Consider the following 24,588-nt stretch of genomic DNA (forward strand, 5'->3'; position numbering starts at 1 on the left):
ACCCTACTCTTTCGGTAATCCTTCTTTTTTTATGGATTGATAGACGCGCTTCGCGATTAGAGAATAACCCGTACCATTAGGATGAAAATCATCTTCCTCAGAAATTCGGCTGCTGTCACTTTTTTTGTTGAACAAATCTTCGATATAAATGATTTTCGCATGCTTATCCTTTTTCAGCTCTTTTTCAGCAATATGGTTCCAATCCGTGACAACACCGTTTATTTCATTTAGTTCAGATAATGTAAACGTAAACGGATTGTACATGCTGACATAAATCAGCTCAGCGTGATCATTCAGCTTGCGAATTTCAGAAATGGTTTTTTCAAAGCGCTTTTCGTACGGTTTTTCCGCTTCCTGAAACGGTTCAACGGTTAATTGCAGGAAGTTTTGGCGAAGGACTTTCATCAAATCATTACCACCAATTGTAAAAAAGACATAATCTGCGTCCTTTATGCCTTTTTGAACCTTTTTATCTTTTAGTTTTTCTAATAAATCATCCGAACGGTTCCCTTTTACGGCATAATTTTTCACGTCAACCGTTTTGACTTGTTTATCTGACCGGATAGAATCCGCCACCTTGCCGACATATCCCTTTCCATCGGGATCTCCGACTCCTTCTGTCAGCGAATCTCCGACAGCCGCTATGACAATGTGCTCTTTCGTTTTCGTTTCATGATCTTTTTGTTTTCCCTCAGATGCTGTACGTATGCTCGTACAAGCAGTAAGAAGCAAAATCAAACCAGCCATGATTGAAAAAATGCGCAGCTTCAATCTTGTTGCTCCTTCCCATTCTACTAGTGGAAAGTGTATCATGTTTTAGAAGATTTGCAAATGCCTAGTCTTCTAGCTTACTTGAGTGCGCCTGCTGATTTTACATCGGCGATAATTTCATCGTACGGTGTATTCTCAACTCCATTGTAATCTTTCAGCACCTTACCGTCCGGGCCCACCAAATAAAAAGCTGATTGATGAATCACTTGGTCCTCTCCCTCCGGTTTCTTTACGATCGCTTTAAAGCTCTTAAGTGCGAACTCCTCAATCTCACTCTGGCTGTATCCGGTGAGAAAATCCCAGTTATCAAAAGATAATGGATAATTTGCGGCAAATTTCTTCAGCTGTTTCGGCTTATCGTTTTCTGGATCAACACTAAATGATACGATGCGGACATCTATATTCTCGGCTTTCAGTTTTTTTTGCAGATCGGTCATATGAGCAGTCATCGGCGGACATACAGTTTCACAATTGGTAAAAATAAAATCCGCCAGCCATACTTCTCCTTTTAAACTCTCTAATGAAACGTTCTTGCCGTCTTGGTTTTGAAATGTAAAAGGCTCCACTTCGTAATTGAGCGGATTTTTAATCTGCTGTCCTCCGCAGGCACACAAAAGCAGAAAAAACAGCCCAGCCATTAAACCTTTGATAACCTTCATGACATTCATCCTTTCAGCCAGCATAAAAACGCTTTCTAAAACCTGTCCTTACTGTCCCATATTTGTATTCGATACTGAGCAAAAAAAATCCTGCATGCCTCCCCATTAACGATTACAAAGGAGGACATACAGGTAAAAAACGGCATGTTATGCGTTGTGCTTTAACACCTCTTGATGAAAAACAGCCTGATAATCTGCCCACTTCATCCGGCGCTTCATATAATGTCGGAAAGAATACACTTTTGTCCTGCTGTTTGATGAAAACACTTCTTTTAAGTAGAATTGCAAATGGTGATGTAACATAAAGAAATAGTGCTCATCTTCCTTTAATACAGGTATTTCTGTCACTTTCACCTGAATCCCGTCACCGCGTTTGAACTCTAGGCTTTTGAGTAACAAGCTATCAATCCTCTTTTTTTGTTTTTCTTCTATTATATATGATGCCAGCCTGGCTGTCTGTCATTTTGCGCGGTTGCGAAAAAAATTAGATCAGCAGATGGAATAAGTCTTCATCCTTATTCACCTCTACATAATGAAACGGTTTTTTGTTCATCCGTTCAATCAGCGGCCCATAATCGGCTTTGTTCTGCAGCTCGATGCCGACAAGAGCAGGTCCGTTGCTTTTGTTATTTTTCTTCGTATATTCAAACCTTGTAATGTCATCATTCGGCCCTAGGACTTCGTCAAGAAATTCGCGAAGTGCCCCCGCTCTTTGCGGAAAGTTGACGATAAAATAATGCTGAAGACCTTCAAAAATCAAGGATCGCTCCTTCATTTCCTGCATTCTTCCTATATCGTTATTCCCCCCGCTGACCACACACACCACATTTTTTCCTTTAATTTCATCCTTGTACAAATCAAGCGCTGCGACAGAAAGAGCTCCGGCTGGTTCAGCAACAATCGCACATTCGTTATACAATTCAAGAATGGATGTACATACTTTTCCTTCAGGGACAAGGAGAATGTCATCAACAACAGATTCCAGCGTCCGAAAGGTTTCCTCTCCAATTTTTTTAACTGCTGCCCCATCTACAAACTTATCAATTTTATCAAGTGTGACGACATGCCCAGCTTTGTTTGATTCAAAATAGGATGCCGCTCCCGCCGGCTCAACAGCAATTACCTTTGTATCAGGAGACACATTTTTCAAATATGTACCTACCCCTGAGAGAAGACCGCCGCCTCCGACACTTGCAAAAAGAAAATGCGGTTCTGCATCAATGTCGTTTAAAATCTCGACTGCGAGCGTTCCTTGTCCGGCCATCACATCCGGATCATCGAACGGATGGATAAACGTCCGAGATTCCGCCTCACAGCACTCTACGGCACTTTTATACGCGTCATCAAACGTATCGCCTGTCAAAATAATATCGATAAATCCTTTTCCGAATAGTTCAACTTGAGATACTTTTTGTCTCGGTGTAGTAGACGGCATAAAAATTTTTCCGTGAATGCCAAGATGTTTACACGAGAATGCCACGCCTTGCGCGTGGTTTCCGGCGCTTGCACACACCACTCCGTTTTCTGTCTGCTCGCTGGAAAGCTGTTTCATTTTATGATAAGCCCCTCTGAGCTTAAAAGATCTAACAACTTGCAAGTCTTCACGTTTTAAATAGATATTGCATTCATATCTCTCAGAAAGTCTGTCATTCCTCTGCAAAGGTGTGTGAATGACAACGTCCTTTACGTTTTGATGAGCCTTCAAAATGTCTTTCACTTGGATGAGAGAGTTTTCTTTCAACAACGGTTTCATGTACAGATTCCTTTCTTGTTTTAAATCCCTATTTAATATGCCATTATAACACGAATATTCAAAAAATAAGACAATTATTTTTATTTAATAATTAAAAAAATACAGACTATGTCCACCACATCTCGTGGAAACTTCTGTTTAACCATTATCCTGCAGACTCAAGAAAAAAGATGATCGTAAAATAAAAGGTGTTTTCAGCCAAAAGGCATGATATAATGAAACCAATTAGAACCAAAAGGAGCCAATTGATGAATAGCGCACCAAAACTCAATACCTTTCAACAACTAATCGGAGAACATCAAACTTTCCTGGAAGCAAAGCGAATCGCCAAGCAGTTCTCATTATCTGAGCTTCCTGTCTTAATAACAGGAAAAATCGGAACAGGCAAAAATCATTTCGCACATGCCATACACTTGGAATCTTCGAGAAGCAATGAACCGTTTATAAGCGTCAATTGCAGCACGCATTCTGAAGAAAGCCTTATGCATGAGCTTTTTGGTCCTAACGGAAACTCAGGTGCTTTTCACAAAACGGCACGAGGAACCCTTTTTCTTGATGAAGTATGGCGCATGCCGGCTTCTGTACAAGCTCAGCTGTTAAAAGCGTTTGATTCAGACATGGAGAAGCCGCGAATGATCTGTGCTTCTGCAGACGGATCCGTGGAACATTCCTTCAGGCAAGACTTATTTTACAGGCTGAACATTTTAACGCTCACACTGCCCGAATTATCCGAACGAAAAAGCGATATACCGCTTTTGACACAATATTTCCTCTCAAATTCCGGGCAGCAATTGTTAATCGACCCCTCTGTCTTTCCGGTGCTTGAGCAGCATACATTTGAAGGCAATGTCAGGGAATTAAAAAACGCTGCAGATTATATGGCGGCAGTATCAAGCGGGGGAACGATTCATCCACATGACCTGCCGCCATATATTAGAGGCGCGATAGACGGAAAAACCTCAAAGAAAAAAGCAAAGCTGCTGACTTTAATGGAAAAAGCTGAGTTTTTGTTTATTTTGGAAACAATAAAAGTATTGAATGAAAAAGGAGAACCTGCCAGCAGACGGATCATTTCTGAACACAGCAAAAATACCCAAACCTCGTTAACGCCACAGCAGGTCAGAAGCCGTCTCGACTATTTGGAGAAAAAAGACTATGTCACCAAAAGCCGCGGACGCGCCGGCACAAAAATTACCTTTGAGGGCTTGCGCTTTATAGAGACGTTAAAAAATCAAATGATTTAGCGATCGAAAGGAGAATGCACTTGTTTACAATGAAAGAAGAGATCGCCAATGCCATTACACACGGCATTGGTGTACTCTTATCCATCCCTGCTTTAGTGTTTTTAATCATATTCGCGGCTAATTACGGGTCTGCCTGGGACATTGTCAGCTTTACGATTTTCGGTGTCTCTATGCTGCTGTTATATTTGAGCTCTACACTGCTTCACAGCATCACACATAAAAAGACGAAGGACATTTTGGAGATTATCGATCATAGCGCGATTTACGTACTCATCGCAGGAACCTACACGCCTTTTTTACTCGGACCGCTGAAAGGCACACTCGGCTTTACCCTGCTGGTTATCGTATGGTCACTTGCCCTGGGTGGAATTGTCTTTAAAATTTTCTTCGTGAAACGCTTTATCCTACTGTCAACCATAGTGTACTTGATCATGGGCTGGCTGATGATTATTGCGGTTAAACCTTTATATGCTTCGCTGAGCGGAGCGGGATTCAGCCTTCTTTTTCTCGGCGGCATTCTATACTCTGTCGGAACCATCTTTTACATTTGGAAAAAGATTCCCTTCCATCACGCCATTTGGCACAGCTTCGTATTGGGCGGGAGCGCTGCTATGTTTTTCTGCGTGCTTTTCTATTGTGTAAAGGTACCGTTCCTTTCGTAACAAAAAAGCGCAGTCTTAACGACTGCGCTTTTTTATGCACGTAATTGTTTTTCATTAGCAGGTATATAAGCTTTTGAAAAGGACAATTCAATGTCGGCTGGTTTTAAGCGTTTAAAAAACGCCCCCTTTTGCAGGTGCTCTGTTCCTTTCGTTTCCACCATCACTAACGGAAGTTGATAGCGGGCTGCAAGTTCTACAGGATCAATAGAACCATCTAGTGAAAGAATCAAGCTTTGCCCCTTTTCCAGCTGTTTTGTCACATTTTCATATACCTTCTCTGAATGACCGTCTGAAATCACATCCATCCGATCCAGCCATTGCCCGATAAAAGGCAAGCGGAACACTTTTGGGTTGGCGATAAAGCCGGCCGGTTCCTCAATATATCCAGCAATTAAGGCCAGTTCAGCCAAGCGCAAACGAGAGTGCACATACAAAACAGGACCTTGTGGGATTGGCTCTGGCTGATGGATTGTCACAACTGAACCGGAGATGCCAATACAGCCTTCCAAAAATGCCTTTGGCTGTTCGTACACAAGAGTCATCTGTTTTTTATATGACAGACGAGGGTCGAGCATTGTTTGATTAAATAATTGTTTCATATTTTTCAACAGCATATACACAATATAAACCATTAGAAAGCTGTAGCGAACCAATTAAAATCCTCCCGCTTTAGAAGAATTCTTTTTTTCATACACGAGAAATTCGTAATCATACGGGTTTTTTTCGTCCTTGATTCCCTGCTCAGAAGTAACCAGTTCCCAATCGCCTTCATCAAATTCAGGAAAGTGACGGTCACCTTCAAACTCGTGATGAATTTTCGTCATATACAGTCTGTCCGCATAAGGGAACAGGTCCGTATAGAGCTGAGCCCCTCCGATCACAAAGCATTCTTCAGAGCTTGAACAAATATCCAGTACATCCTGTAACGAACTGACAACCGTGCATCCCGGAAATTCTGAAGCCGGCGCTGATGTGACGACAATATTTTTCCGATTTGGAAGCGGACGTCCGATCGATTCAAATGTTTTCCGGCCCATAATGATTGAATGGCCCGATGTTACTTTCTTAAAGTATGCAAGATCATTGGGCAAATGCCACGGCAAATCATTGTCTTTGCCGATAAGCCTGTTGGCATCCATCGCAAAAATGAATGAAATCATACGCTGACCGCCCCTTTTTGCTCTAAAACATGTCTGCATAAATCCTTATACTGTTTCATTTTTTTCATCCTTTAAAAGTAGTCTTCTTGTAGTGTAACACAATAAAAAATCATTTCTGAACCCAGAAATGATTTTTTTATAGTCAGCTGACGACAGGCTTTTCATCCTGTTCTTTTTCTTCATCTTGCAGATCCTGATGCGTATGCGCAATTCTGCTCGCCGCTGCTGCAGCAAGAGCTGCCACAATATCATCCAAAAAGGTGTGAATACCGTCTGGACTTTCATCAAGTTCCTTAATAATACCAATCTTCTCTTTATCCAAATAACCGAAATTGGTCAAGCCGATCGACCCATACACATTAACGATTGAAAGCGGGATGATTTCATCTATGCCGTAAAGCGGTTCATCTGTTTCAACAAGATGCTGCAACGGTTCGGGGAGAAGCTTCTGTTCTGCAAGCTGATCGAGTGCAAGTCCTGTCAAAACAGCATGAATAATTTCACGTTTGTTCAGGACTTTTTCTACATTCTCCATGCAAACACTGAGCGGCAGGTTTGGATTGTATTTTTCCTGAAGTTTTTGAACAATGCGTGCAATATCTTCTATCATAACGCCCCGTTTATTCAGCATATCTTTTGTTATATTGACCATTTCATTCATTGTGTACTTTTTCATGTCTAATGGCATCTCCTTTAAGCACTCATCCAGTTGGGAGGCGTGTTGCGGTCCCAGTAAATGCTCCCAAGCTCATGATGTGATTGAAATCCATCTTCTGCTGTATGATAATGAAAATTAAACCAGTAGCCGTCATGAGGCGGATGGTCTCTGCGCACATGGAATCTCAGAAGATCTTCTCCAGTTGTCCGATTGTAAACGTTGAATATTTTTTCCGTTTTGCCTGCTGAAGGCATGCTTGAGATCACAACATCTTGATACGCTTCATCATCTTGCAATGTCGCTAAATAATCACTAATCACATTTTCGATTTTTGGCAGGATCTCTTTCCGATAATCATCTTCAATGACCGGAGCGATTCTGCTGCCGAATTTTAAAAAGGACTGATCCTCAGCGCTGTCAAGGAGCTGTTCCTTGTACGATTGAAAAAGCAGTTCAGGATCTCGCCTGTCATCCGACTCATCATCGTACAGGTCATGCTCATCATAAAAAGCGGTGTAATCATTCTGCTCAAGACTGCTCGGCTGTCCGGAAGGCTTGTCCGCCATAAGAGCAGCCGGAGGAGATACGAGCCCGAACGTCACAATGGTAAATAAAACCACAAGGGTCTTTCTCATCCACAATTTCATGACTGCTTATTCCTCTCTATTTTATTGTCATGTTTCTCTTATTTTAGCACATCCAAAACATTCAAGTCATGTACTATATGAAACTGATACACAAATTAGGAGATTCGTTGCTATGCACTTTGTGTAAAAACGCTTACAATATTCTGTGAAAGGAGGCTTTCCGCATATGATTGACGCTCTGTTTGCCACAGTTTCACTCTTAACATTGTTATACTTTGTCGTCATGGAAGTCACCGATTAACAGAAAATCCCGTGGTATGAATCACGGGATTTCTTTACTTGCCTGAATGACACCATAATGGAACAGTGCTGTTTTTCTTTTTATGACATGAAAACCAAACTGTTCAAACCGCGGGCTTTTCCAATGGTCTTTTAGCACAACACTTTTTCTGGCAATGCGTACCGCTTCCTTGATACACTCTTCGTGCAAAACGGAATCCTCAGCCAAATCGCGTAAAGGCGCAATACCGTCAGAGGTCTCTACAGGTTCATGAAACATTGGATCGAAATAAACCACATCAACAGAGCCGTCAGGAAGCTGCTTGATGTATTCTAAGCAATCACCATTCTTTACCTGGATTCTTCTCATCGCTGCTTGAAGCTCTTCTATACCTGTTTCCCATGAATGCAGCCCCGTTCTCACTAAAACGGATACAAGATGGTTTTTTTCCACCCCAACCACAGAACCAGTTTCGCCTACCGCCATACTTGCGATAATGGCATCTGACCCCAGCCCGAGTGTGCAATCTAAAAACGTATCCCCTTCCGATAAACCGGCAGCCCGAAGCATCGGCTCTTGCTCACCGCGTAAGAAGCGTTTGGCTCTGAACATCGCGGTATTCGGATGAAAAAAGAATTTGGCACCTTGTTTCGTAAATAGCTCAAATCGCTCTTTGCCGACCACAAGCAAATCACGTTCAGCTGACTTCAGCAGGTTTTCAACCGTTTGTTTATTTCGGCCGCAGTATGGCATATTTAGCTCTTTAGATAGCTGCTTTGCAGTTTTTATGGTGTGTTCAGACGGTCTATAGCTTGTTGTTATCATCTTCTGTACTCCCAAAAAGAAAATGCCCGGAAAACGGGCATTTAGCAGTGTGCATCAAAGGCAGCAGTCAGATTTTTCATAATTTCTTCCATGTCGTGTCCTTCAATTTCATGACGCGGAATAAAATGTACAACTTCTTTGCCTTTCAAAAGAGCCATTGACGGTGAAGAAGGCTCTTGGCCAGTAAAATACTCACGCATTTTTGCAGTAGCTTCTTTATCTTGGCCCGCAAATACAGTCACCGTATTGTCAGGCGTTTTGTCATTCTGGAGAACTGCCTGTGTTGCTGCAGGACGTGCAAGGCCTGCGGCGCAGCCGCATACAGAGTTAACGACTACAAGAGTTGTGCCCTCTGCCTTTTCCATAAAGTTTTCTACTTCTTCCGCTGTTGTTAACTCTTCAAAACCTGCTCCAGTCAGCTCGCGGCGCATCGGTACGACAAGCTGACGCATGTATTCTTCATAAGCCATTGACATAAAAAAAGCCCCCTCTAGTATCCTTCATCTGAAGTAAAGGATACTATAGAGAGGGCCGGATTTCAAATGTTCACGCCTTAAAATACAGAAGTAAGTGTCCTCACCTGCTAGATTTTCATGATACCGCCAGTGTTGGCACTTGTCACAAGCTTAGAATAACGTGCCAGGTAGCCGGTTTTCACTTTCGGTTCAAAACCTTTCCAGTTTGCTTTCCGTTTTTCCCACTCTTCTTCTGGCACTTGTACATCCAAGATGCGTTTTTCAATATCAACGATAATATGGTCTCCGTTTTCAACAAAGGCAAGCGGTCCGCCCTCAGCGGCCTCAGGGGATACGTGACCGATGGAGAGCCCACGGGAGGCTCCGGAAAAACGTCCGTCCGTAATCAATGCCACTTTTGGTCCGAGTCCCATTCCAACGATTTGAGATGTTGGCGCCAGCATTTCCGGCATGCCAGGTCCCCCTTTTGGCCCTTCGTATCTGATGATGACAACGTCGCCTTCTTTTACTTTTCGGTTGATAATGCCGTCAAGTGCCTCGTCCTGAGAATCGAATACGACAGCCGGCCCTTCGTGTCTTGTAATCCCATTCTGTACGCCGCCCGTTTTAATGATTGCGCCGTCCGGAGCCAGATTACCAAATAAAACAGCAAGACCGCCCTTTTCAGTAAATGGCTGATCCAATGGATGAATAACGTCATAATCCTTTATTTCATGTCCCGCAATGGTTTCTCCAAGAGTTTTTCCTGTAACAGTCAGCGCATCTAAATGAAGCGCTCCTTCTTTCTTGGAAAGCTCATTCAGAGCCGCTGACACGCCGCCCGCTTCATGAAGATCTTCAATAAACACATCCGAAGCAGGCGCCAGCTTGGCCAAGTGCGGCACGCGTTCAGCGACTTCGTTAATGCGTTCTAAAGAATATTCAACGCCGGCTTCGTTTGCAAGAGCAAGCGTATGAAGAACGGTATTTGTAGAACCTCCGAGCGCCATATCGAGTGCAAACGCGTTATCAATCGCTTTTACAGTAACGATATCACGCGGTTTGATATCTTTGCGAATCGTTTCCATTAATTGCGCAGCCGATTTTTTGACAAACTCTTTGCGTTCCGGAGATGTTGCCAGAATGGTTCCATTACCCGGCAAAGCAAGACCAAGTGCTTCTGACAGACAGTTCATTGAGTTCGCCGTAAACATGCCTGAGCAAGACCCGCACGTTGGGCATCCGAACTGCTCTAGTTCTTGAAGCTCGTTTTCATTGATTTTCCCTGCTTGGTAGGCGCCTACCCCTTCGAATACTGAGGAAAGGGAGATTTTTCGCCCGTCACTTGTTCTTCCTGCTGCCATCGGCCCGCCGCTGACAAAAATCGTCGGAATGTTGATGCGCATTGCCGCCATAAGCATTCCCGGCGTGATTTTGTCGCAGTTCGGAATACAGACCATTCCGTCAAACCAGTGTGCGGATACAACCGTTTCCACAGAGTCAGCGATGATTTCACGGCTTGGCAGCGAATATCTCATACCAATATGCCCCATCGCGATGCCATCATCTACTCCAATGGTATTAAATTCAAATGGCACGCCTCCTGCTTCCCTGATTGCTTCTTTCACAATTTTTCCAAATTCCTGCAAGTGAACATGACCGGGAACGATATCAATGTATGAATTACACACCGCGATAAACGGCTTGCCGAAATCCTCTTCTTTTACACCAGCTGCACGAAGCAAACTGCGGTGCGGAGCTCTATCGATTCCTTGTGTGATCATGTTACTGCGTAATTCTGCCATGGTGATCCCCCTAAATTCTTTCAATTGTTAGATTGGATTTTATTTTAACAATTTTCAGTTTATTTATGGGCTGTTTTTGCAAAAAAGATAATTTCAGGCCGCCCTCGCCTTGGTTTGTTCTTTTGTGTTTTTATATTTATATAGCTTTCTGTCGATTTGAACCCTCCAACTATTAATATTGTTACTTACTATAAATAGTTTTCGAACATTTTTCAACAATATTCGAAATAATTTTTATAAAAAGTGAATTCACATAAAAAAGGTGCATGATCTGCACCTTTTTCATCTCTATTCACCCTTTTTTCTGCTCTCTGTCATTTGTTTCCAAACAGACCCTTTTGCTTCTTCTCCATGTTCAATACGCTCAAGCGCCATTTTCACTTGAAGGCTGACCTCAAATTCGGGATCATCTTCGGCAGCGCGCAAAGCTTCAATTGCACTTTCATCGCCGACTTCGTACAGGAACATAGCCGCACGCCAACGAACAAGCTTGCTGGAGTCGCTTAACGACTTGATCATAGCAGGAATGGCTTGAGGATCGCCGATATCAGACAGGCAATCTCCGGCCGTTCTTCTGACTGAGACCGCTTTGTCCTCAAGTGCTTTATACAATAGAGGAAGAACATCAGGTGTTTCAATCATTCCTAAGTACACAACAGCCTGTCTTCTGATGGACACCTTTGGATCATCCAATGCCTTCTGTAAAACCGGGATATCCTCTTCTTTTGGATCCATCTGTTCCAGATGCGCATAACGCTTTTTCCAGTCCTCATCATCAAGCATGTCGAGCGTTACTTTATACGCTTTGCGCTGTACTGCTTGTTTTGCTTCGCTCTTTCCTTGAGCAGCTGCTTCTGTCAGTCGTTTCAGCCGTTCATCACTGTATGCCGCCTGAAGCTCTTCTGTCACGTCATGGCCGATTTCATTAAAGTCGCCGAATCTGACACCTTGTTCTTTCCAGGCCCGCTCAAACACAACATTTGAAGCCTCAGATCTGAGTTTTAAGATCGCCTGCTGAAAGCGCTCAGGTAAGCCGAAGCGCTCTTCCCGCTCCCCATCCGTCAATTTAACTTGCATAGGAATGCCGCTGAACATCTGCACAAAAACTTTTACCTCTCCAAAAGATTCTTGTTCAGAGCGGTTTTCTTCTGTGCTTTCAGCACTTTCCATCCCAAATGCAGTGCGGACTTGCGGTAAAATGTCTTTCCAGTCGTATCTTGCATTCCGTTCAACAGCTAGAAAATCTGCGACGTGATATACCCCTTTAACTCCATCTATTTTAAGGATTTCCGCTATAACGGGCGGTGCGCCTTCTGCTTGCTCAGGTTTATAGTTATTGCTTTTGCCCGCCGGAAGCTCTTCCGTTAAGATGACTTTCATTGTATTCGGGCTTGGTGTAGGTTCAATTGATTTTATCTTCATGATCGTCCTCCTATAGCATATCTGTGACTTATTCTATCACAGTCGTTCCAAGCCTTCTATTACGACGTTTTGGCATCAATCCCGGGTATGTCTTTTTCTAATTGGCGGACAAACTGAAGCATAAAATCGTGTCTTTCTTCTGCCAATTCCCGTGCAGTGTCTGTATTCATCATATCTTTCAGCCGCAGCAGCTTATGAAAAAAATGAGCGTAGGCGCTTTGCTCATCTCCATATAGGCCATGCCCTTTTGCGCCCGCAAACATGAAAGCTCTCGCAATGCCGACAGCACCAATCGCATCAAGTCTGTCAGCATCCTGTACAGCTTTTCCTTCAATTGAGAGCGGCTCCTTCGCCAATTTCCCCCTGTCCCGAAAGGACATCCTTGTTATAATATGAATCACTCTGTCAGCAGCCTCTTTTCCTACCCCGAAAAAAACGAGCTGATCATACACTTCGCTCACAGAAAGCCTGACCGTGTCAGGCAGCTTCACATCAATTAAATCATGAACCAAAGCCGCCGTTTCAACAATGAACAAATCCGCTTTTTCCTTTTCTCCAATATACACAGCAAGATCTGCAACTCTTGATACATGATGATAATCATGTCCAGAGCTTTCGCCAGTCAGGATAGATTGAACCCATGTCCTGATTTGCTCTGCCTGCTTCAATTTCTTCACAAAAACACCCTCTTCATTGCCCTAATAGCTTCACGATAGCATCTTCCAGCTCTTTCGGATTTGTATTTGGTGAATAACGGCCAACGATTTCTCCATTTCTATCCACTATAAATTTCGTGAAATTCCACTTAATTGCCTTAGTTCCCAGCATTCCTTTTGCATGCTCTGTCAAATACACAAACAGCGGATGGGCGTTTTTTCCGTTTACATCCACTTTTGAAAACATGGAAAACGTAACACCGTAATTTGTTTCACAAAATTCCTGTATGTCAGCCTCTTCTCCAGGCTCTTGGTTCATAAATTGATTGCAGGGAAACCCTAAGATCTCAAGCCCCTCCTGCTGATATGTATCATATAATTCCTGCAGCTGCTTCAATTGGGGAGTAAAACCGCACCTGCTTGCAGTATTCACGATCATCAGTACCTTTCCCGTGAAAGGCTGAAGTGTCATGTCTTTCCCTGTTATTGTACGTACCTTCATATGATATATAGACATGTAATTCCCTCCTATGTCCCTGGTGAATATTTTATCTTTTTTAAATTTCAATTCAAAATGTAAACATCAATTAAGAAACTTGACGACATGAGCAGTCGTTTATTTTCAATTCCTAGGGTTCGTTTTTATCTTATCATTCTATAAAACATTTCAATTCCCTCCGACATCATGGAAAATCATTTTCTGTGAAACCAAAAGATGTGTCAGTGCGTTTTATATAAAGAGTTTTCTGTTGTTTCCCCCTCAACACGTATAGATAGATTGAAAATTGGCGTGAAAATTCCTATAATGAAGAAAATTAAACGGGGAAATAATGGAGGTGCCACGTTGCCTATTAATATACCAACACACCTGCCGGCAAAACAGGTGCTTGAAAGTGAACATATATTTGTAATGGATGAAAGCAGAGCATTTCATCAGGATATCCGGCCGCAAAAAATTATTATCTTAAATTTGATGCCGAAAAAAATCCAAACAGAGACTCAGCTTCTCAGATTGCTTGGAAATTCGCCTTTACAGGTTCATTTCACATTTTTAATCCCAAGCACACACACGCCGAAAAACACTGCAAGAGAACACCTTGACGAATTTTACACGACTTTTTCCAATATCCGTCACAAGAAGTTTGACGGAATGATTATCACCGGTGCGCCGATCGAGCATTTGGCGTTTGAAGAGGTTTCATATTGGGAAGAGCTCAAGGAAATCATGGAGTGGAGCAAAACAAATGTTACTTCAACCATGCATATTTGCTGGGGCGCTCAAGCAGGTTTGTATTACCATTATGGTGTGGAAAAAATTCAAATGCCGAAAAAAATCTTCGGTGTGTTCGAGCATACCGTTCTTTCAAAACACGAAAGATTGGTAAGAGGTTTTGACGAGCTATACTACGTGCCGCATTCCCGGCATACAGATATAAATATGGAACAGCTTCAAGCAGTGTCCGAGTTAAACATTCTTACCGCATCAAAGGAAGCCGGGGTTTGCTTAATTGTGTCTAAAGACGAAAAACAAGTCTTTTTGACAGGGCACCCTGAATATGATACAAATACGCTTCTTCAAGAGTATGAAAGAGATTTGGAACGAAACCTTTCTACTGTTGAGGCGCCTAAACATTATTTTGCAAAAGGCAGCAATGAGCCAGTGAATCGCTGGAAAGCGCATGCCACATTATTGTTTATGAACTGGCTGAATTATTACGTTTACCAAGAAACTCCTTATGAATGGGACTAATTTTTCTTATTTTAGTGATACGCTGAGCAAAAAATATGATAAAATACATCTGATTCAGTCTGCCTATAACAAAAATTTAAAATACTGGAATCCAAATCATTTAAAATTAGCTTAACTTTTTCACTGCATTAATAATTCGATTATGTATTTGTGTTATGTTTATGTATAGACAATAACTCCTTACGATGCATGAAGCTTGCTTGTTGTTGATTACATTGAGGTGAATTTACTTGAATACCAATAAAAGAGTATTAATTTTGACTGCAAATTACGGAAATGGACATGTGCAGGTAGCCAAAACACTTTATGAACAATGTGTAAGGCTCGGCTTTCAGCATGTAACAGTTTCTAATTTGTACCAAGAGTCAAATCCGATTGTTTCAGAGGTAACTCAATACCTTTATTTAAAAAGCTTCTCAATCGGGAAACAGTTTTATCGTTTGTTTTATTACGGAGTTGACAAAATCTATAATAAACGTAAATTCAATATTTACTTTAAAATGGGTAATAAAAGATTGGGCGAACTTGTTGATGAACATCAGCCCGATATTATTATTAATACATTTCCGATGATTGTCGTGCCGGAGTACAGACGCCGAACAGGAAGAGTCATTCCTACCTTCAATGTTATGACTGATTTTTGCCTTCATAAAATTTGGGTTCACGAGAACGTGGATAAATATTATGTGGCGACAGATTACGTGAAGGAAAAACTGCTGGAGATCGGCACTCATCCAAGCAACGTAAAAATCACAGGAATTCCAATCAGGCCGCAATTTGAAGAATCCATGCCGGTTGGACCGATATATAAAAAGTACAATCTTTCGCCAGACAAAAAAGTGCTTCTGATCATGGCAGGTGCCCACGGTGTATTAAAGAACGTAAAAGAGCTGTGCGAAAACCTTGTCAAAGATGAGCAAGTGCAAGTGGTTGTCGTGTGCGGGAAAAATACGGCTTTAAAAGAATCTTTGAGTCCGCTTGAGGCAGAAAACGGTGACAAATTAAAAGTTCTGGGCTATGTGGAGCGCATTGATGAGCTATTCCGGATCACAGATTGCATGATTACTAAACCAGGCGGCATAACTTTGACTGAAGCTACTGCCATCGGTGTGCCTGTCATTCTGTACAAACCTGTGCCTGGCCAGGAAAAAGAAAATGCAAACTTCTTTGAAGACCGCGGAGCTGCCATCGTCGTGAACCGTCATGAGGAGATTCTCGAGTCAGTCACTTCCCTTCTTGCAGATGAAGATACCTTGCAGCGCATGAAGAAAAACATTAAGGACCTTCATTTAGCAAACTCCTCTGAAGTCATTTTAGAGGATATCCTGAAAGAATCAGAAATGATGACAGCCAAACAAAAGACCAAAGCGCTATCTTAATGGCGTACTTGAGAGCATACGAAAACCGTGTGCTCTTTTTATTTATATTTAGCCATTAATAAAAGCGGTTACATTTTTTCGTGAAACTCGCCTTCCTTTTCAAAAATAAGCCGATTCGCAACTTGACGGGTGCTCCCAGATGGTGTATAGTTGAACCATCATTTAACAATGAATCAAAGTTAAATGATGACAAAATTTTTTTTAGCACATGGGTGCTACAGTACTAGGAGGAATTAAGCAATATGCAAAACGGTAAAGTAAAATGGTTCAACAACGAAAAAGGATTCGGCTTCATTGAAGTTGAAGGCGGAGACGATGTATTTGTTCACTTCACAGCTATCGAAGGAGAAGGATACAAATCATTAGAAGAAGGACAAGAAGTTTCTTTTGAAATTGTCGAAGGTAATCGTGGACCTCAAGCTTCTAATGTTGTAAAACTCTAAACTCAATACATGATGATGAGATGACAAATAGAGGAGAGGCATTCGCCTCTCCTATTTGATTTTCATCTGGATTTCAATCGCCAAAATGTTTTGTTTGCACCTCTGTTCAATCTCTTCAACATACTTTTCCATTGACGGTTTTCCTTTTTTCGCGATATCCGCCAGTTCTTCTAAATCACTGTATATTTCTATAAATGTTTTGTGAAGGATCGACTTCAAATCTTTATCATCCATAGCTGCGTTCCCCTTCTCTATCAAGATACCTCAAATAGTAAAACAGTCCTATTATTTCTGGTTCAATAGTTATATCGGCTTATTTTTATTTTATTTTCTATTTTGGTACATAAATTTCAAAAAAACTCTGCAAAATAATTGTGGAGGTGTTTTTGTTGACTTCAAAATTCCATAATGAGGATCAGACTGGCTTTACGGATAAGCGGCAGCTGGAACTAGCAGTGGAAACAGCGCAGAAAACAACAGGAGCTGCGACGAGAGGCCAAAGCAAAACATTAGTCGACTCAGCATACCAAGCCATTGAGGATGCTAGAGAACTGTCACACTCTGAAGAGCTGGCAGCTCTCGACGATCCTGAATTTGTAAAGCAGCAACAGCAGCTGCTGGATGACAGCGAGCATCAGCTCGATGAATTCAAAGAATAAAAACCGCAGCTTCTGCGGTTTTTATTTTTAGTGATTGGTTAAGACATCTCCGTATGCTTTCAATTTTTCACCAACCGTACATTTATTGATACAAAATGAATGTGCATAAGTTTTGCCAAATTCTTTGCGAAATTGCTTCTTAATAAAACAGTCTTTGCAATATTCATCGTGCAGTTCTGTCAGTTCTTTAAAGATCATTTTCTTATCCAATATCGTCATCTCCGTTACGGTCTAATTTCGTGTGGCTTTCTACGAATTGATGGGATAGAATTTTTTTAGCGAGGCCGTCAGCTTCCTGGTTGTCTTTCCGTTGTATCGTTTCGTAGGTTGGAGTAAGCTTCAGTGATTCAAGGAGTGCTTCTATTTTGTCCAGCCATTCATTATGAGATGGATCATAGCAAGGCCAGCTGCCGTCAAGCTGATTCAGTACAACAAGTGAGTCCCCTTTGATTGTAATTGAATTTCTGCTTGCCCCAAGCTCTCTTACTTCTCTTATTGCTTCATAAAGTGCCGCATATTCAGCTTCATTATTGGTTTTCAGCCTAAAGCTTTTATTTTTTCTCAAACGATGCTGGACTCCTCCCAACGAATAATAGATGACAATCCCTAGACCCGCAAGTTCGCTCTCCTTATCAAAACTGCCATCAAAATAAACAGTGATGTTATCAGGCTCTTGAGCAAGCTCCTCGGTCAGCTTTTCCAATTCCTTCAGCGTCCAGCTGCCGCCTTTCTCGTCTTCGAACTCTAGCTCTTTCATGTATGGAAAACGTCCAAGCTCTCTGGCGAGCATACGTGCCTGCTGTGCTGTCAGCCAGTCTTCGCTGAAAAATGAGACGGATCCCGTTCCTTTTGCTTCTATTTTTAAATGCGGTCTGAGCTTCATTACGATCACCTTACCATTCATTAGTTGCCGGGCTTATGCTATAATCAAACCAATCTTACCCCGGAAAGGAAGCTTTTTCATCTTGTTTAATAATTCGTTTTGGATCTTTTTTGCGATCATTCATTTTATCATTGTTCTTTTATTTTATAAAGGATTTGGCAAAATGGGACTGTTTGTTTGGATCGGTTTTGCGATAGTCTGCGCCAACCTCCAAGTCGTCAAAACAGTGGAACTGTTTGGCTTAACAGCGACACTCGGGAATGTGATGTATGGCACAATCTTTTTTGCGACAGATGTACTGAATGAAAAATACGGACCGGCTGAAGCCAGAAAAGCGGTATGGCTCGGATTCTCAACGCTCCTGACGCTGACATTTGTCATGCAGGGCGTGCTGCTTTTCGAACCGGCTTCCAGCGACATATCACAAACAGCGCTGGAAACGATTTTTGGATTCCTTCCGCGAGTTGCGTTAGGAAGTCTGCTTGCCTTTATCTTCAGCCAAACGCTGGATGTTTATGTATATTCGGCAATTAGAAGGATATTTCCTTCTGATCGGCTTTTATGGCTCAGAAACGGCGGCAGTACAGCAGTCAGCCAGTTGTTTGATACATTCATATTCACTGCTGTCGCTTTTTTCGGCATTTATCCGGCAGACGTTTGGCTTCATATTTTTATTTCTACATATTTGATTAAGTTTGCGGTATCTTTAATTTCATTGCCTTATGCTTATGCAGCCAAAAAAATGATACCTAATGATGAAAGGAGTTCATAATGCCTACAGAAATATATGTAGACGGCGCAAGCGCTGGTAATCCCGGGCCTTCCGGTATCGGCATTTTTATCAAACATGAGGGGAAAGCAGAATCTTTCTCTATTCCAATCGGAGTGCATACAAACCAGGAAGCGGAATTTCTTGCATTAATTGAAGGGATGAAGCTATGCGCAACGCGCGGGTATCAATCGGTTTCCTTTCGAACGGATTCAGATATTGTGGAGCGCGCCGCTGAGCTTGAAATGGTTAAAAATAAAACGTTTCAGCCGTTTGTAGAGGAAATCACCCGTCTAAAAGCAGCCTTCCCTCTTTTTTTCATCAAATGGATACCGGGCAAGCAAAACCAAAAAGCCGATCTTCTGGCAAAAGAAGCAATTCGGCTGAATGAAAAGAATTAAATCTTAGTCATTGGTTCATCCTAATGGCGAGGTGAACTAACATGAAAAAGAAAGATAAAGGCCGGCTGACTGGCGGCGTTACTCCGCAAGGCGACCTGGAAGGCAATACACATAATGACCCTAAAACAGAGCTTGAGGAAAGGGCAAAAAAAAGCAATACAAAACGCTAGAGAAGATCTATACGATCTCTCTAGCGTTCAGCTTTTCAAGCATGCGCTCAATTCCTTTAATTTGGTGGCGGCGAAGCATTTGAGCCGCCTGCTCCATTTGCAAAGTAAATAAAGCGTCTTTCAGTGTGCAGACCAGCGGCACAGAGCAATGAATTTCCGCAAGCTTCCTCGACATCTCCAAATCACTTAAACCTTGCTGAATTTTTCCCTGCTGTCCCTTTGGAAGAAGAGAAAGATTTTCCAATAAACGGTCAATCGTTTCATATTCACGAATCAGTTTGTAGGCTGTTTTTTCTCCAATCCCTTTGACGCCGGGATAGTTATCACTGGAATCACCCATAAGCGCTTTAATATCAATCAAAGCTTTTGGCATTACCCCTGTTTCTTCATAAAAAGTCTCTTTTGTATAGACTTTATAATTTCCGATTCCTTTTTGAAGCAGAGCAACGCTTACTTTATCCGTTAGCAGCTGGAGTAAGTCTCTGTCCCCTGTTACGACCGTAATGTCTGCTTCATTTGCAAATAAATCGGCAAGAGTTCCAATACAATCATCTGCTTCATAACCGGCAAAGCCAATATTCATGATCCCAAGCTCAGCGGCTGCTTCCTTTGCCAAATCAAACTGCGGGATCAGTTCCACAGGTGGTGCGCTGCGGTTTGCCTTATAATCTTGAAACAAGTCATTACGATACGTTTTGCTCCCCATGTCCCAGCAGCAGACGACGTGTGTCGGCTGGAATGTTTCCACGGCTGTAATCAAATGCTTTAAAAAGCCGTTGACGCCGTTCGTCGGCACCCCGCTGTCATTTATCATAAAGTTGCGATGTACGGCCGTGGCAAAAAAAGCCCGAAATAAAAGAGCCATGCCGTCAACCAGCAATAGTTTATTATTATTCATCTGATAACTCCCTTTTCTTTCATTCCTTCTATTTTAGCATAAAGCGGCCCAAAATAAAAAACAGTATCTCTAATAAAGAGATACTGTTTGGGTATCATCAGTCGTTGTGTCTTTTGTTGCTGGCGATCAGCTTCTCAGCTTCGCGTCCTGCGTAAGAGTCAAAATGGGTTTGAAATCCGTTTTTCTTTTTGGCATTGTTATTCGCCTGTGCATTTCTGTTTCCCAGCTTTGTTCTGCCCAACATGAATCCCCCCTTACGTCGGATGTCCATAGTATATGCATCCGGCAGGAGATTCAATCGCGGCAGGATCATCCAGCTTACACGCGGCTTACGTATTCTCTGACCATTTCTTTTGATACAAGCCGTCTTGTCGGGACGATGCCTTTTTTAGCGAGCTGATTCATTTGCTCGGTGATGTCATTAATAGCGTCTGTAGTAAAAGGCTCATCGTTTTTGCATTTAGCAACAGCTTCTTCAATGGCCATTTCACGCATATTTTCAAGACGCATAAATGCTTTGATATGCTCGTGCTGTTTTGATGAATGTGCTGAAATTGCTTTATGTACCTCTGACATTAATCGTTCATCTCGCTTTTTTCTATTTAGTCTATCATGACTTGACATACAAGCCAACTGAATTTTACATTTTTATTGTATTGTCTGAACTTTTCCAGGAGATGCACGCTTGGTACGCCATTTCAATCTCTTTCGCATGTTCCCCTTCTGCATATCCTTTGAAATACGTCTCTTTTTGATCCGTTATTTGCGCGATTGCCTTTTCAGCCATATCTTCCTGTAAGCGTCTGAGGTGAGCTGTGTAATGAGAGATCAGGCTCTCTTCTTCATTTTTTATCCATCCCTCTGTGATTTTCGTAAGTTTCATCCGTACAGCTTCGATAAAGGTCGATTTTCCTTTTTGCTCAAAAAACTGCTTCGGTGATTTGACCTCTTTTAGTTCCTTTTCAAAAACACGTTCTTCCATTTCTGGTTCAACTTCCTTCAGCTGTATGCCGCTCAAATGCTGATCACCCGCATAAATGGAAAAATAACCGTCTGCGTTTAATGTTTTTTGAAAGTTATCCAGCCATTCTTCTGTGATATGCCGTTCGATGAAACCGCTCATGCGAACATCAAGCGTTTTGATTTCCTGAATATATTCAAACTGGTATTCATGCAAGGCTGTTGTCATCGCCTTACTCACATTCTTTTTCCAATCCCCGTTTTGCAGCCCGGGATGAAATGCCGATTTTAATAAATCATTTGCAAAATACGATAATCGCTGTGTAATGTGATAAAGCTGCTCTCTTGTATCTTTTTTCACTTTCTCAATGATGGTTTCTGAGTTCCGCCGTTTCTCGATATCGGCAACTGCCTGCTCAAATGACAGCATGAGACGCTGTTTCTGCGCTTCCTTCTCTTCTATGGACTGATGCTGGGATTTGTGAAGCTGGAAAACAGTTTCGCACAGTTTGTCTGCTTCCAAACTGAGCTGTGCAGCGGACGCTTTTTTTACGTCCACTTCGATAAACCGATCTAAGTGTTTTCTTACTTTCGGGAACTGGTTATAAAATGATTCCGGTTTTCCCAGCAGCTCCTCCTTACTTGAAACGGTAAAGAGCTGCGGCTCATAAACCCCTTCTTTTACAAGCTCTGTGCTGACATAATCGGTCACTGTTTCAAGCTCTGTTTTATCTTTTGCAAGGTCTGCGGCATTAATAACGAAAAACATTTTATCCATGCTGAGCGATTCTTTCACAAGTCCGAGCTTCCGTAAAAATGAACGATCTCCTTTTGAAAAAGAGTGTTGATAATAGGTCATATAAAAAAATGCATCCGCATCTTTGATATATTGGAATGCCAGCTCTGTATGCCGTTTATTCATGCTGCTCGCGCCGGGTGTATCAACAATCGTAATCCCTTTTTCAGTGAGCGGGCATGTATAGTAGACCGTTACCTCTTTCACAGCACAGGCCGTTGTTTCCTCTGCTACATACGGCTTTAATTCAGACAGCGGAATCGTTAATATCTTCTGTTCCTGTATATACTGCTGATACCTCTCGTATGCAAGCAGGAAATTTCTTATCAATTTCACGTGCTCTTCTTGCAGCCTGTTTTTTTTGACTGCCTTTTCCCACTTCTCTGCGAAGGAACGGCCTGCCGGTTCTTTTGATATTCCGGTGAGCTGCAAAATTTCAGCCGTTATGTCATCCTCCGTCTTAAATACTACATCCGCTGTTTTGTTTAGGCTGCCATTGATTGGCTTTGTGATTTTGTTAATTGTTGCTGTGGTTGGCGTTGGTGAGGATGGCAGCACTCTTTCGCCAACAAGCGCATTGGCAAAAGATGATTTCCCCGAACTGAAGCCTCCAAAAAGAGCAAGTGTAAATTTCCGTTCCTCAAGCCGTTTAACCCTTTCACGAAACGCTGAAATATGCTTTGACAACATGCTGCTTTCGCCTAAAACATCAGACAAAGTGTAAAAGCGTTTGATTTGGTCATGAAGCGGCAGTTCTTGTTCTATATTGATTTCTGGATTCGGCAACGGCTGCTCCGCCAGCTGGCCTCGGCCTTGTTTCTGTTCTGGAGCCGCCACTCTTTTTTTCTTCAATTTAAACCATTCTGTGTCTATATGCATCGGGCATTCGGACTCTTCTTCCCAAATGGCCCACAGGCGATTGATTTTCTCGCGGGCATGATTCTCTAAACGAGCCTGTTCTTGAAGAAGGACAAGTTTTTCCGATTCTTGGACGAGCCGGTCGTTAACCGTTTGCACGTCTTTGGAAACACGCTCTTTCACCATAGCGGAGAGTACCTTTATGATGTCTGCGGCCTCTCTTTTCGCCTCTTTCCGGACCAGCTCTGCCAAGTCTTTTGTATATTGCAATACATATTCAGAAGAAAAGGCTGCACCTTGCTTGACCGCGCGTTCAATGATGCTTATATCAAGCGGAGTGCGATAGGACTGAATCAGCTTTTCACACTCAGCGTCATGGACATCAAATGCTTTGGCGAGTTTATGGAGCGTGTCTATTATGTGCCAATCCGCTTCGGCTTCTGTTCGTTTGGTCACATCAGAGAAAAAAACATTCTGCCTTTTATCTCTTTCTTGTGCAGTTTTCGCTTTAGAAAAGAAAAAGCCGGTTTTAAAAGAAGGCTTTTGTGACTCTAAAAATGCAGCCGCCAATTCACGCATTTCAAAAGGCGTCAGGTTGGCGTTTTTTAAAATACGATTGATTTCTTCCTGCATCCTCTTCTCTGCCTCAGCCGCTTGATTTGCAGCCTCATCCAATTGATCACGCAGCGATTGGACCAGTCCAGTTTGGATGTGAAGCTGTTCAGCGAAACTCGGGCCGTCTGTTTCGTCTTTCTTCAGCATTTCCGTATGTTCCTTCAGCAGATTACAGATCTTTTGTTCGGTTAAAGCCTGCAGATTGTTTTTTGATTGCTTTTCTATTCTTTTTAACTCTTCTCTCAAAGCCCCAATCTGATTAAACGGGTGATCAGGTTCTGTTACTGACGTAAAATAGAGCGCTTCCTTTGAAATCCCTTCATTGCAAAGCATCTCCTCTACCTGTTTTTTATAGTCTCCAAAGTTTGTCTCCGTCTCGTCATGGCGGTCAATTTGATTAACGATAAAATACACATTCGGAATGCTATCTTTTATTGATCTGAGAAACTTTACATTTTCCTCAGCGTGTACGTGATTATAGTGAACAACGTAAAACAGCGCATCCGCCTGGTGAAGAATAGAAGCAGCCGATAGAAAATGCGCATCATCTGTTGAATCGATCCCTGGAGTATCAATATACGCAACCCCGGAATCGATCTCAGTATACCTGTCAAAAATTTCGACGCTTTCAATCTGTTCACCGTCTTTGCAATATTGCTGTACCTTGTCTTTCTGGTAAGCCCCTTCCAGCTCAGCACACGCTCCGTCTGTTGTATGAAGCCGAACTCGCTTTTCCCCGTTTCTGATCACAACAAGGTTAGCGCTCGTCGGAATCGGGCTTGTCGGCAAAATATTCTCCATTAACAGGCAGTTCAGCAGTGATGATTTCCCCGCTGAATAGTGCCCCGTAAACGCGATATAAACCTCTTCATCTGACGCTTTTTTCATGACCGCAGCCAGTTTAGCAGCCCTTTGTCCATCTTGGTTCTCAATAAATTGCTGATAAAGTTCCCCAGTTTTGTGCAAAAGCTCGTTTCTGTTATGTTCTGTCATAAGCCTGTACCCCTTTGTGCCGTTTCAATTGTGAACCTTTTTCGAAAGATCTGAATTCATTCCCTTTTCATTTTACA

The 24,588-nt window shown here is 42.3% G+C and carries 31 protein-coding genes; 10 read left to right on the forward strand and 21 right to left on the reverse strand.

Features of this window, described 5'->3' with window-relative positions; all coding sequences use genetic code 11:
* Nucleotides 1–3: 3 nt before the first annotated feature.
* The 4 genes from MY9_RS10895 to ilvA all read right to left on the reverse strand — a co-directional run bounded on the left by MY9_RS10895 (nucleotide 4) and on the right by ilvA (nucleotide 3,183).
* Nucleotides 4–771 (reverse strand): SGNH/GDSL hydrolase family protein, encoded by a 768-nt coding sequence (locus MY9_RS10895; RefSeq protein WP_014664324.1) that lies wholly within the window; start codon nucleotides 769–771, stop codon nucleotides 4–6.
* Nucleotides 772–848: 77 nt separating this feature from the next.
* Nucleotides 849–1,430, reverse strand: coding sequence for a cytochrome c oxidase assembly accessory protein ScuA (gene scuA / locus MY9_RS10900; RefSeq protein ID WP_014664325.1), 582 nt, complete (start codon nucleotides 1,428–1,430; stop codon nucleotides 849–851).
* A 147-nt stretch (nucleotides 1,431–1,577) separates the two neighbouring features.
* Nucleotides 1,578–1,829: a YpmP family protein gene (locus MY9_RS10910; RefSeq protein WP_014664326.1), complete on the reverse strand. Its 252-nt coding sequence runs from the start codon at nucleotides 1,827–1,829 to the stop codon at nucleotides 1,578–1,580.
* 85 nt (nucleotides 1,830–1,914) lie between these two features.
* The gene (gene ilvA / locus MY9_RS10915) at nucleotides 1,915–3,183 is read right to left on the reverse strand and encodes a threonine ammonia-lyase IlvA (RefSeq protein ID WP_014664327.1); all 1,269 of its coding nucleotides are present in this window, start codon (nucleotides 3,181–3,183) and stop codon (nucleotides 1,915–1,917) included.
* A 248-nt stretch (nucleotides 3,184–3,431) separates the two neighbouring features.
* Here ilvA and MY9_RS10920 point away from each other — a divergent pair, with 248 nt between their 5' ends.
* Nucleotides 3,432–4,427, forward strand: coding sequence for a sigma 54-interacting transcriptional regulator (locus MY9_RS10920; RefSeq protein WP_014664328.1), 996 nt, complete (start codon nucleotides 3,432–3,434; stop codon nucleotides 4,425–4,427).
* Between the two features lie 20 nt (nucleotides 4,428–4,447).
* Entirely contained in the window at nucleotides 4,448–5,089 is a 642-nt protein-coding gene (gene trhA, locus MY9_RS10925; protein ID WP_014664329.1) for a PAQR family membrane homeostasis protein TrhA, read from the forward strand.
* Between the two features lie 32 nt (nucleotides 5,090–5,121).
* On the opposite strand, the gene MY9_RS10930 is transcribed toward trhA, so the two are convergent.
* The 10 genes from MY9_RS10930 to MY9_RS10975 form a co-directional block, all read right to left on the reverse strand.
* Nucleotides 5,122–5,742: a lysophospholipid acyltransferase family protein gene (locus MY9_RS10930; RefSeq protein WP_014664330.1), complete on the reverse strand. Its 621-nt coding sequence runs from the start codon at nucleotides 5,740–5,742 to the stop codon at nucleotides 5,122–5,124.
* Nucleotides 5,743–6,249, reverse strand: coding sequence for a dihydrofolate reductase DfrA (dfrA, locus tag MY9_RS10935; RefSeq protein ID WP_014664331.1), 507 nt, complete (start codon nucleotides 6,247–6,249; stop codon nucleotides 5,743–5,745).
* 142 nt (nucleotides 6,250–6,391) lie between these two features.
* Nucleotides 6,392–6,925 (reverse strand): phosphatidylglycerophosphatase A family protein, encoded by a 534-nt coding sequence (locus MY9_RS10940; protein WP_040082840.1) that lies wholly within the window; start codon nucleotides 6,923–6,925, stop codon nucleotides 6,392–6,394.
* 17 nt (nucleotides 6,926–6,942) lie between these two features.
* Nucleotides 6,943–7,554, reverse strand: coding sequence for a YpjP family protein (locus tag MY9_RS10945; protein ID WP_009967559.1), 612 nt, complete (start codon nucleotides 7,552–7,554; stop codon nucleotides 6,943–6,945).
* A 262-nt stretch (nucleotides 7,555–7,816) separates the two neighbouring features.
* A complete protein-coding gene (locus tag MY9_RS10950; protein WP_014664333.1) occupies nucleotides 7,817–8,599 on the reverse strand; it encodes a class I SAM-dependent methyltransferase in 783 nt (260 codons plus the stop codon).
* 41 nt (nucleotides 8,600–8,640) lie between these two features.
* On the reverse strand, nucleotides 8,641–9,075 hold the full coding sequence (brxA, locus tag MY9_RS10955) for a bacilliredoxin BrxA (protein ID WP_003230794.1): 435 nt from the start codon (nucleotides 9,073–9,075) through the stop codon (nucleotides 8,641–8,643).
* 107 nt (nucleotides 9,076–9,182) lie between these two features.
* Complete coding sequence (gene ilvD, locus MY9_RS10960; protein WP_014664335.1) at nucleotides 9,183–10,859, reverse strand: dihydroxy-acid dehydratase; 1,677 nt, start codon at nucleotides 10,857–10,859, stop codon at nucleotides 9,183–9,185.
* A 288-nt stretch (nucleotides 10,860–11,147) separates the two neighbouring features.
* Complete coding sequence (locus MY9_RS10965; protein WP_014664336.1) at nucleotides 11,148–12,281, reverse strand: conserved virulence factor C family protein; 1,134 nt, start codon at nucleotides 12,279–12,281, stop codon at nucleotides 11,148–11,150.
* Between the two features lie 59 nt (nucleotides 12,282–12,340).
* Nucleotides 12,341–12,958: an Mn(2+)-dependent (deoxy)ribonucleoside pyrophosphohydrolase gene (hdhQ, locus tag MY9_RS10970; RefSeq protein ID WP_014664337.1), complete on the reverse strand. Its 618-nt coding sequence runs from the start codon at nucleotides 12,956–12,958 to the stop codon at nucleotides 12,341–12,343.
* Between the two features lie 13 nt (nucleotides 12,959–12,971).
* Nucleotides 12,972–13,454 carry a glutathione peroxidase gene (locus MY9_RS10975; protein ID WP_014664338.1) on the reverse strand — a complete coding sequence of 161 codons (483 nt, stop codon included), beginning with the start codon at nucleotides 13,452–13,454 and terminating at the stop codon, nucleotides 12,972–12,974.
* A 327-nt stretch (nucleotides 13,455–13,781) separates the two neighbouring features.
* Between MY9_RS10975 and metA the strand changes: the two genes are divergently transcribed.
* From metA to cspD, 4 genes are all read left to right on the forward strand, one after another.
* Nucleotides 13,782–14,687, forward strand: a complete 906-nt coding sequence (gene metA, locus MY9_RS10980; protein ID WP_014664339.1) for a homoserine O-acetyltransferase MetA — start codon at nucleotides 13,782–13,784, stop codon at nucleotides 14,685–14,687.
* 230 nt (nucleotides 14,688–14,917) lie between these two features.
* Nucleotides 14,918–16,066: a diglucosyl diacylglycerol synthase gene (locus tag MY9_RS10985; RefSeq protein ID WP_014664341.1), complete on the forward strand. Its 1,149-nt coding sequence runs from the start codon at nucleotides 14,918–14,920 to the stop codon at nucleotides 16,064–16,066.
* A gap of 80 nt (nucleotides 16,067–16,146) precedes the next feature.
* Entirely contained in the window at nucleotides 16,147–16,293 is a 147-nt protein-coding gene (locus MY9_RS21590) for a hypothetical protein (protein WP_136654129.1), read from the forward strand.
* Between the two features lie 15 nt (nucleotides 16,294–16,308).
* The gene (gene cspD, locus MY9_RS10990) at nucleotides 16,309–16,509 is read left to right on the forward strand and encodes a cold-shock protein CspD (RefSeq protein ID WP_003153604.1); all 201 of its coding nucleotides are present in this window, start codon (nucleotides 16,309–16,311) and stop codon (nucleotides 16,507–16,509) included.
* A 51-nt stretch (nucleotides 16,510–16,560) separates the two neighbouring features.
* On the opposite strand, the gene degR is transcribed toward cspD, so the two are convergent.
* Nucleotides 16,561–16,743, reverse strand: a complete 183-nt coding sequence (gene degR / locus MY9_RS10995) for a transcriptional regulator DegR (RefSeq protein WP_014664342.1) — start codon at nucleotides 16,741–16,743, stop codon at nucleotides 16,561–16,563.
* A 155-nt stretch (nucleotides 16,744–16,898) separates the two neighbouring features.
* Between degR and MY9_RS11000 the strand changes: the two genes are divergently transcribed.
* Nucleotides 16,899–17,168 (forward strand): DUF2564 family protein, encoded by a 270-nt coding sequence (locus MY9_RS11000; RefSeq protein ID WP_040082832.1) that lies wholly within the window; start codon nucleotides 16,899–16,901, stop codon nucleotides 17,166–17,168.
* Nucleotides 17,169–17,195: 27 nt separating this feature from the next.
* Here the strand turns inward: MY9_RS11000 and MY9_RS11005 are convergent, their stop codons facing one another.
* Together MY9_RS11005 and MY9_RS11010 are read right to left on the reverse strand one after the other, a co-directional pair.
* Entirely contained in the window at nucleotides 17,196–17,378 is a 183-nt protein-coding gene (locus MY9_RS11005; RefSeq protein WP_004397944.1) for a zinc-finger domain-containing protein, read from the reverse strand.
* Nucleotides 17,371–18,051 carry a ribonuclease H family protein gene (locus MY9_RS11010; RefSeq protein ID WP_014664344.1) on the reverse strand — a complete coding sequence of 227 codons (681 nt, stop codon included), beginning with the start codon at nucleotides 18,049–18,051 and terminating at the stop codon, nucleotides 17,371–17,373. The genes MY9_RS11005 and MY9_RS11010 overlap by 8 nt, the downstream gene beginning before the upstream one ends.
* Nucleotides 18,052–18,133: 82 nt before the next feature.
* Between MY9_RS11010 and MY9_RS11015 the strand changes: the two genes are divergently transcribed.
* Genes MY9_RS11015 through sspL form a run of 3 tightly spaced genes read left to right on the forward strand, consistent with a single transcriptional unit; the run spans nucleotide 18,134 to nucleotide 19,391 of the window.
* Nucleotides 18,134–18,823, forward strand: coding sequence for a queuosine precursor transporter (locus MY9_RS11015; RefSeq protein ID WP_014664345.1), 690 nt, complete (start codon nucleotides 18,134–18,136; stop codon nucleotides 18,821–18,823).
* Nucleotides 18,823–19,221, forward strand: a complete 399-nt coding sequence (locus MY9_RS11020; RefSeq protein WP_014664346.1) for a reverse transcriptase-like protein — start codon at nucleotides 18,823–18,825, stop codon at nucleotides 19,219–19,221. Before MY9_RS11015 ends, MY9_RS11020 begins: the two co-directional genes overlap by 1 nt.
* 41 nt (nucleotides 19,222–19,262) lie before the next feature.
* Nucleotides 19,263–19,391 carry a small, acid-soluble spore protein L gene (sspL, locus tag MY9_RS11025; protein WP_003218255.1) on the forward strand — a complete coding sequence of 43 codons (129 nt, stop codon included), beginning with the start codon at nucleotides 19,263–19,265 and terminating at the stop codon, nucleotides 19,389–19,391.
* A 7-nt stretch (nucleotides 19,392–19,398) separates the two neighbouring features.
* Here sspL and exnP read toward each other — a convergent pair whose 3' ends face one another.
* The 4 genes from exnP to MY9_RS11045 all read right to left on the reverse strand — a co-directional run bounded on the left by exnP (nucleotide 19,399) and on the right by MY9_RS11045 (nucleotide 24,511).
* Nucleotides 19,399–20,289 carry a 5'-3' exonuclease ExnP gene (gene exnP, locus MY9_RS11030; protein WP_014664347.1) on the reverse strand — a complete coding sequence of 297 codons (891 nt, stop codon included), beginning with the start codon at nucleotides 20,287–20,289 and terminating at the stop codon, nucleotides 19,399–19,401.
* Between the two features lie 97 nt (nucleotides 20,290–20,386).
* Nucleotides 20,387–20,533, reverse strand: a complete 147-nt coding sequence (locus MY9_RS11035; protein WP_003230761.1) for a hypothetical protein — start codon at nucleotides 20,531–20,533, stop codon at nucleotides 20,387–20,389.
* Between the two features lie 74 nt (nucleotides 20,534–20,607).
* Complete coding sequence (locus MY9_RS11040) at nucleotides 20,608–20,865, reverse strand: YpbS family protein (protein WP_014664348.1); 258 nt, start codon at nucleotides 20,863–20,865, stop codon at nucleotides 20,608–20,610.
* A gap of 64 nt (nucleotides 20,866–20,929) precedes the next feature.
* A complete protein-coding gene (locus MY9_RS11045; protein ID WP_014664349.1) occupies nucleotides 20,930–24,511 on the reverse strand; it encodes a dynamin family protein in 3,582 nt (1,193 codons plus the stop codon).
* Between the last annotated feature and the right edge of the window lie 77 nt (nucleotides 24,512–24,588).

The organism is Bacillus sp. JS, from assembly GCF_000259365.1.
In the GTDB taxonomy this organism is placed as follows: domain Bacteria; phylum Bacillota; class Bacilli; order Bacillales; family Bacillaceae; genus Bacillus; species Bacillus stercoris.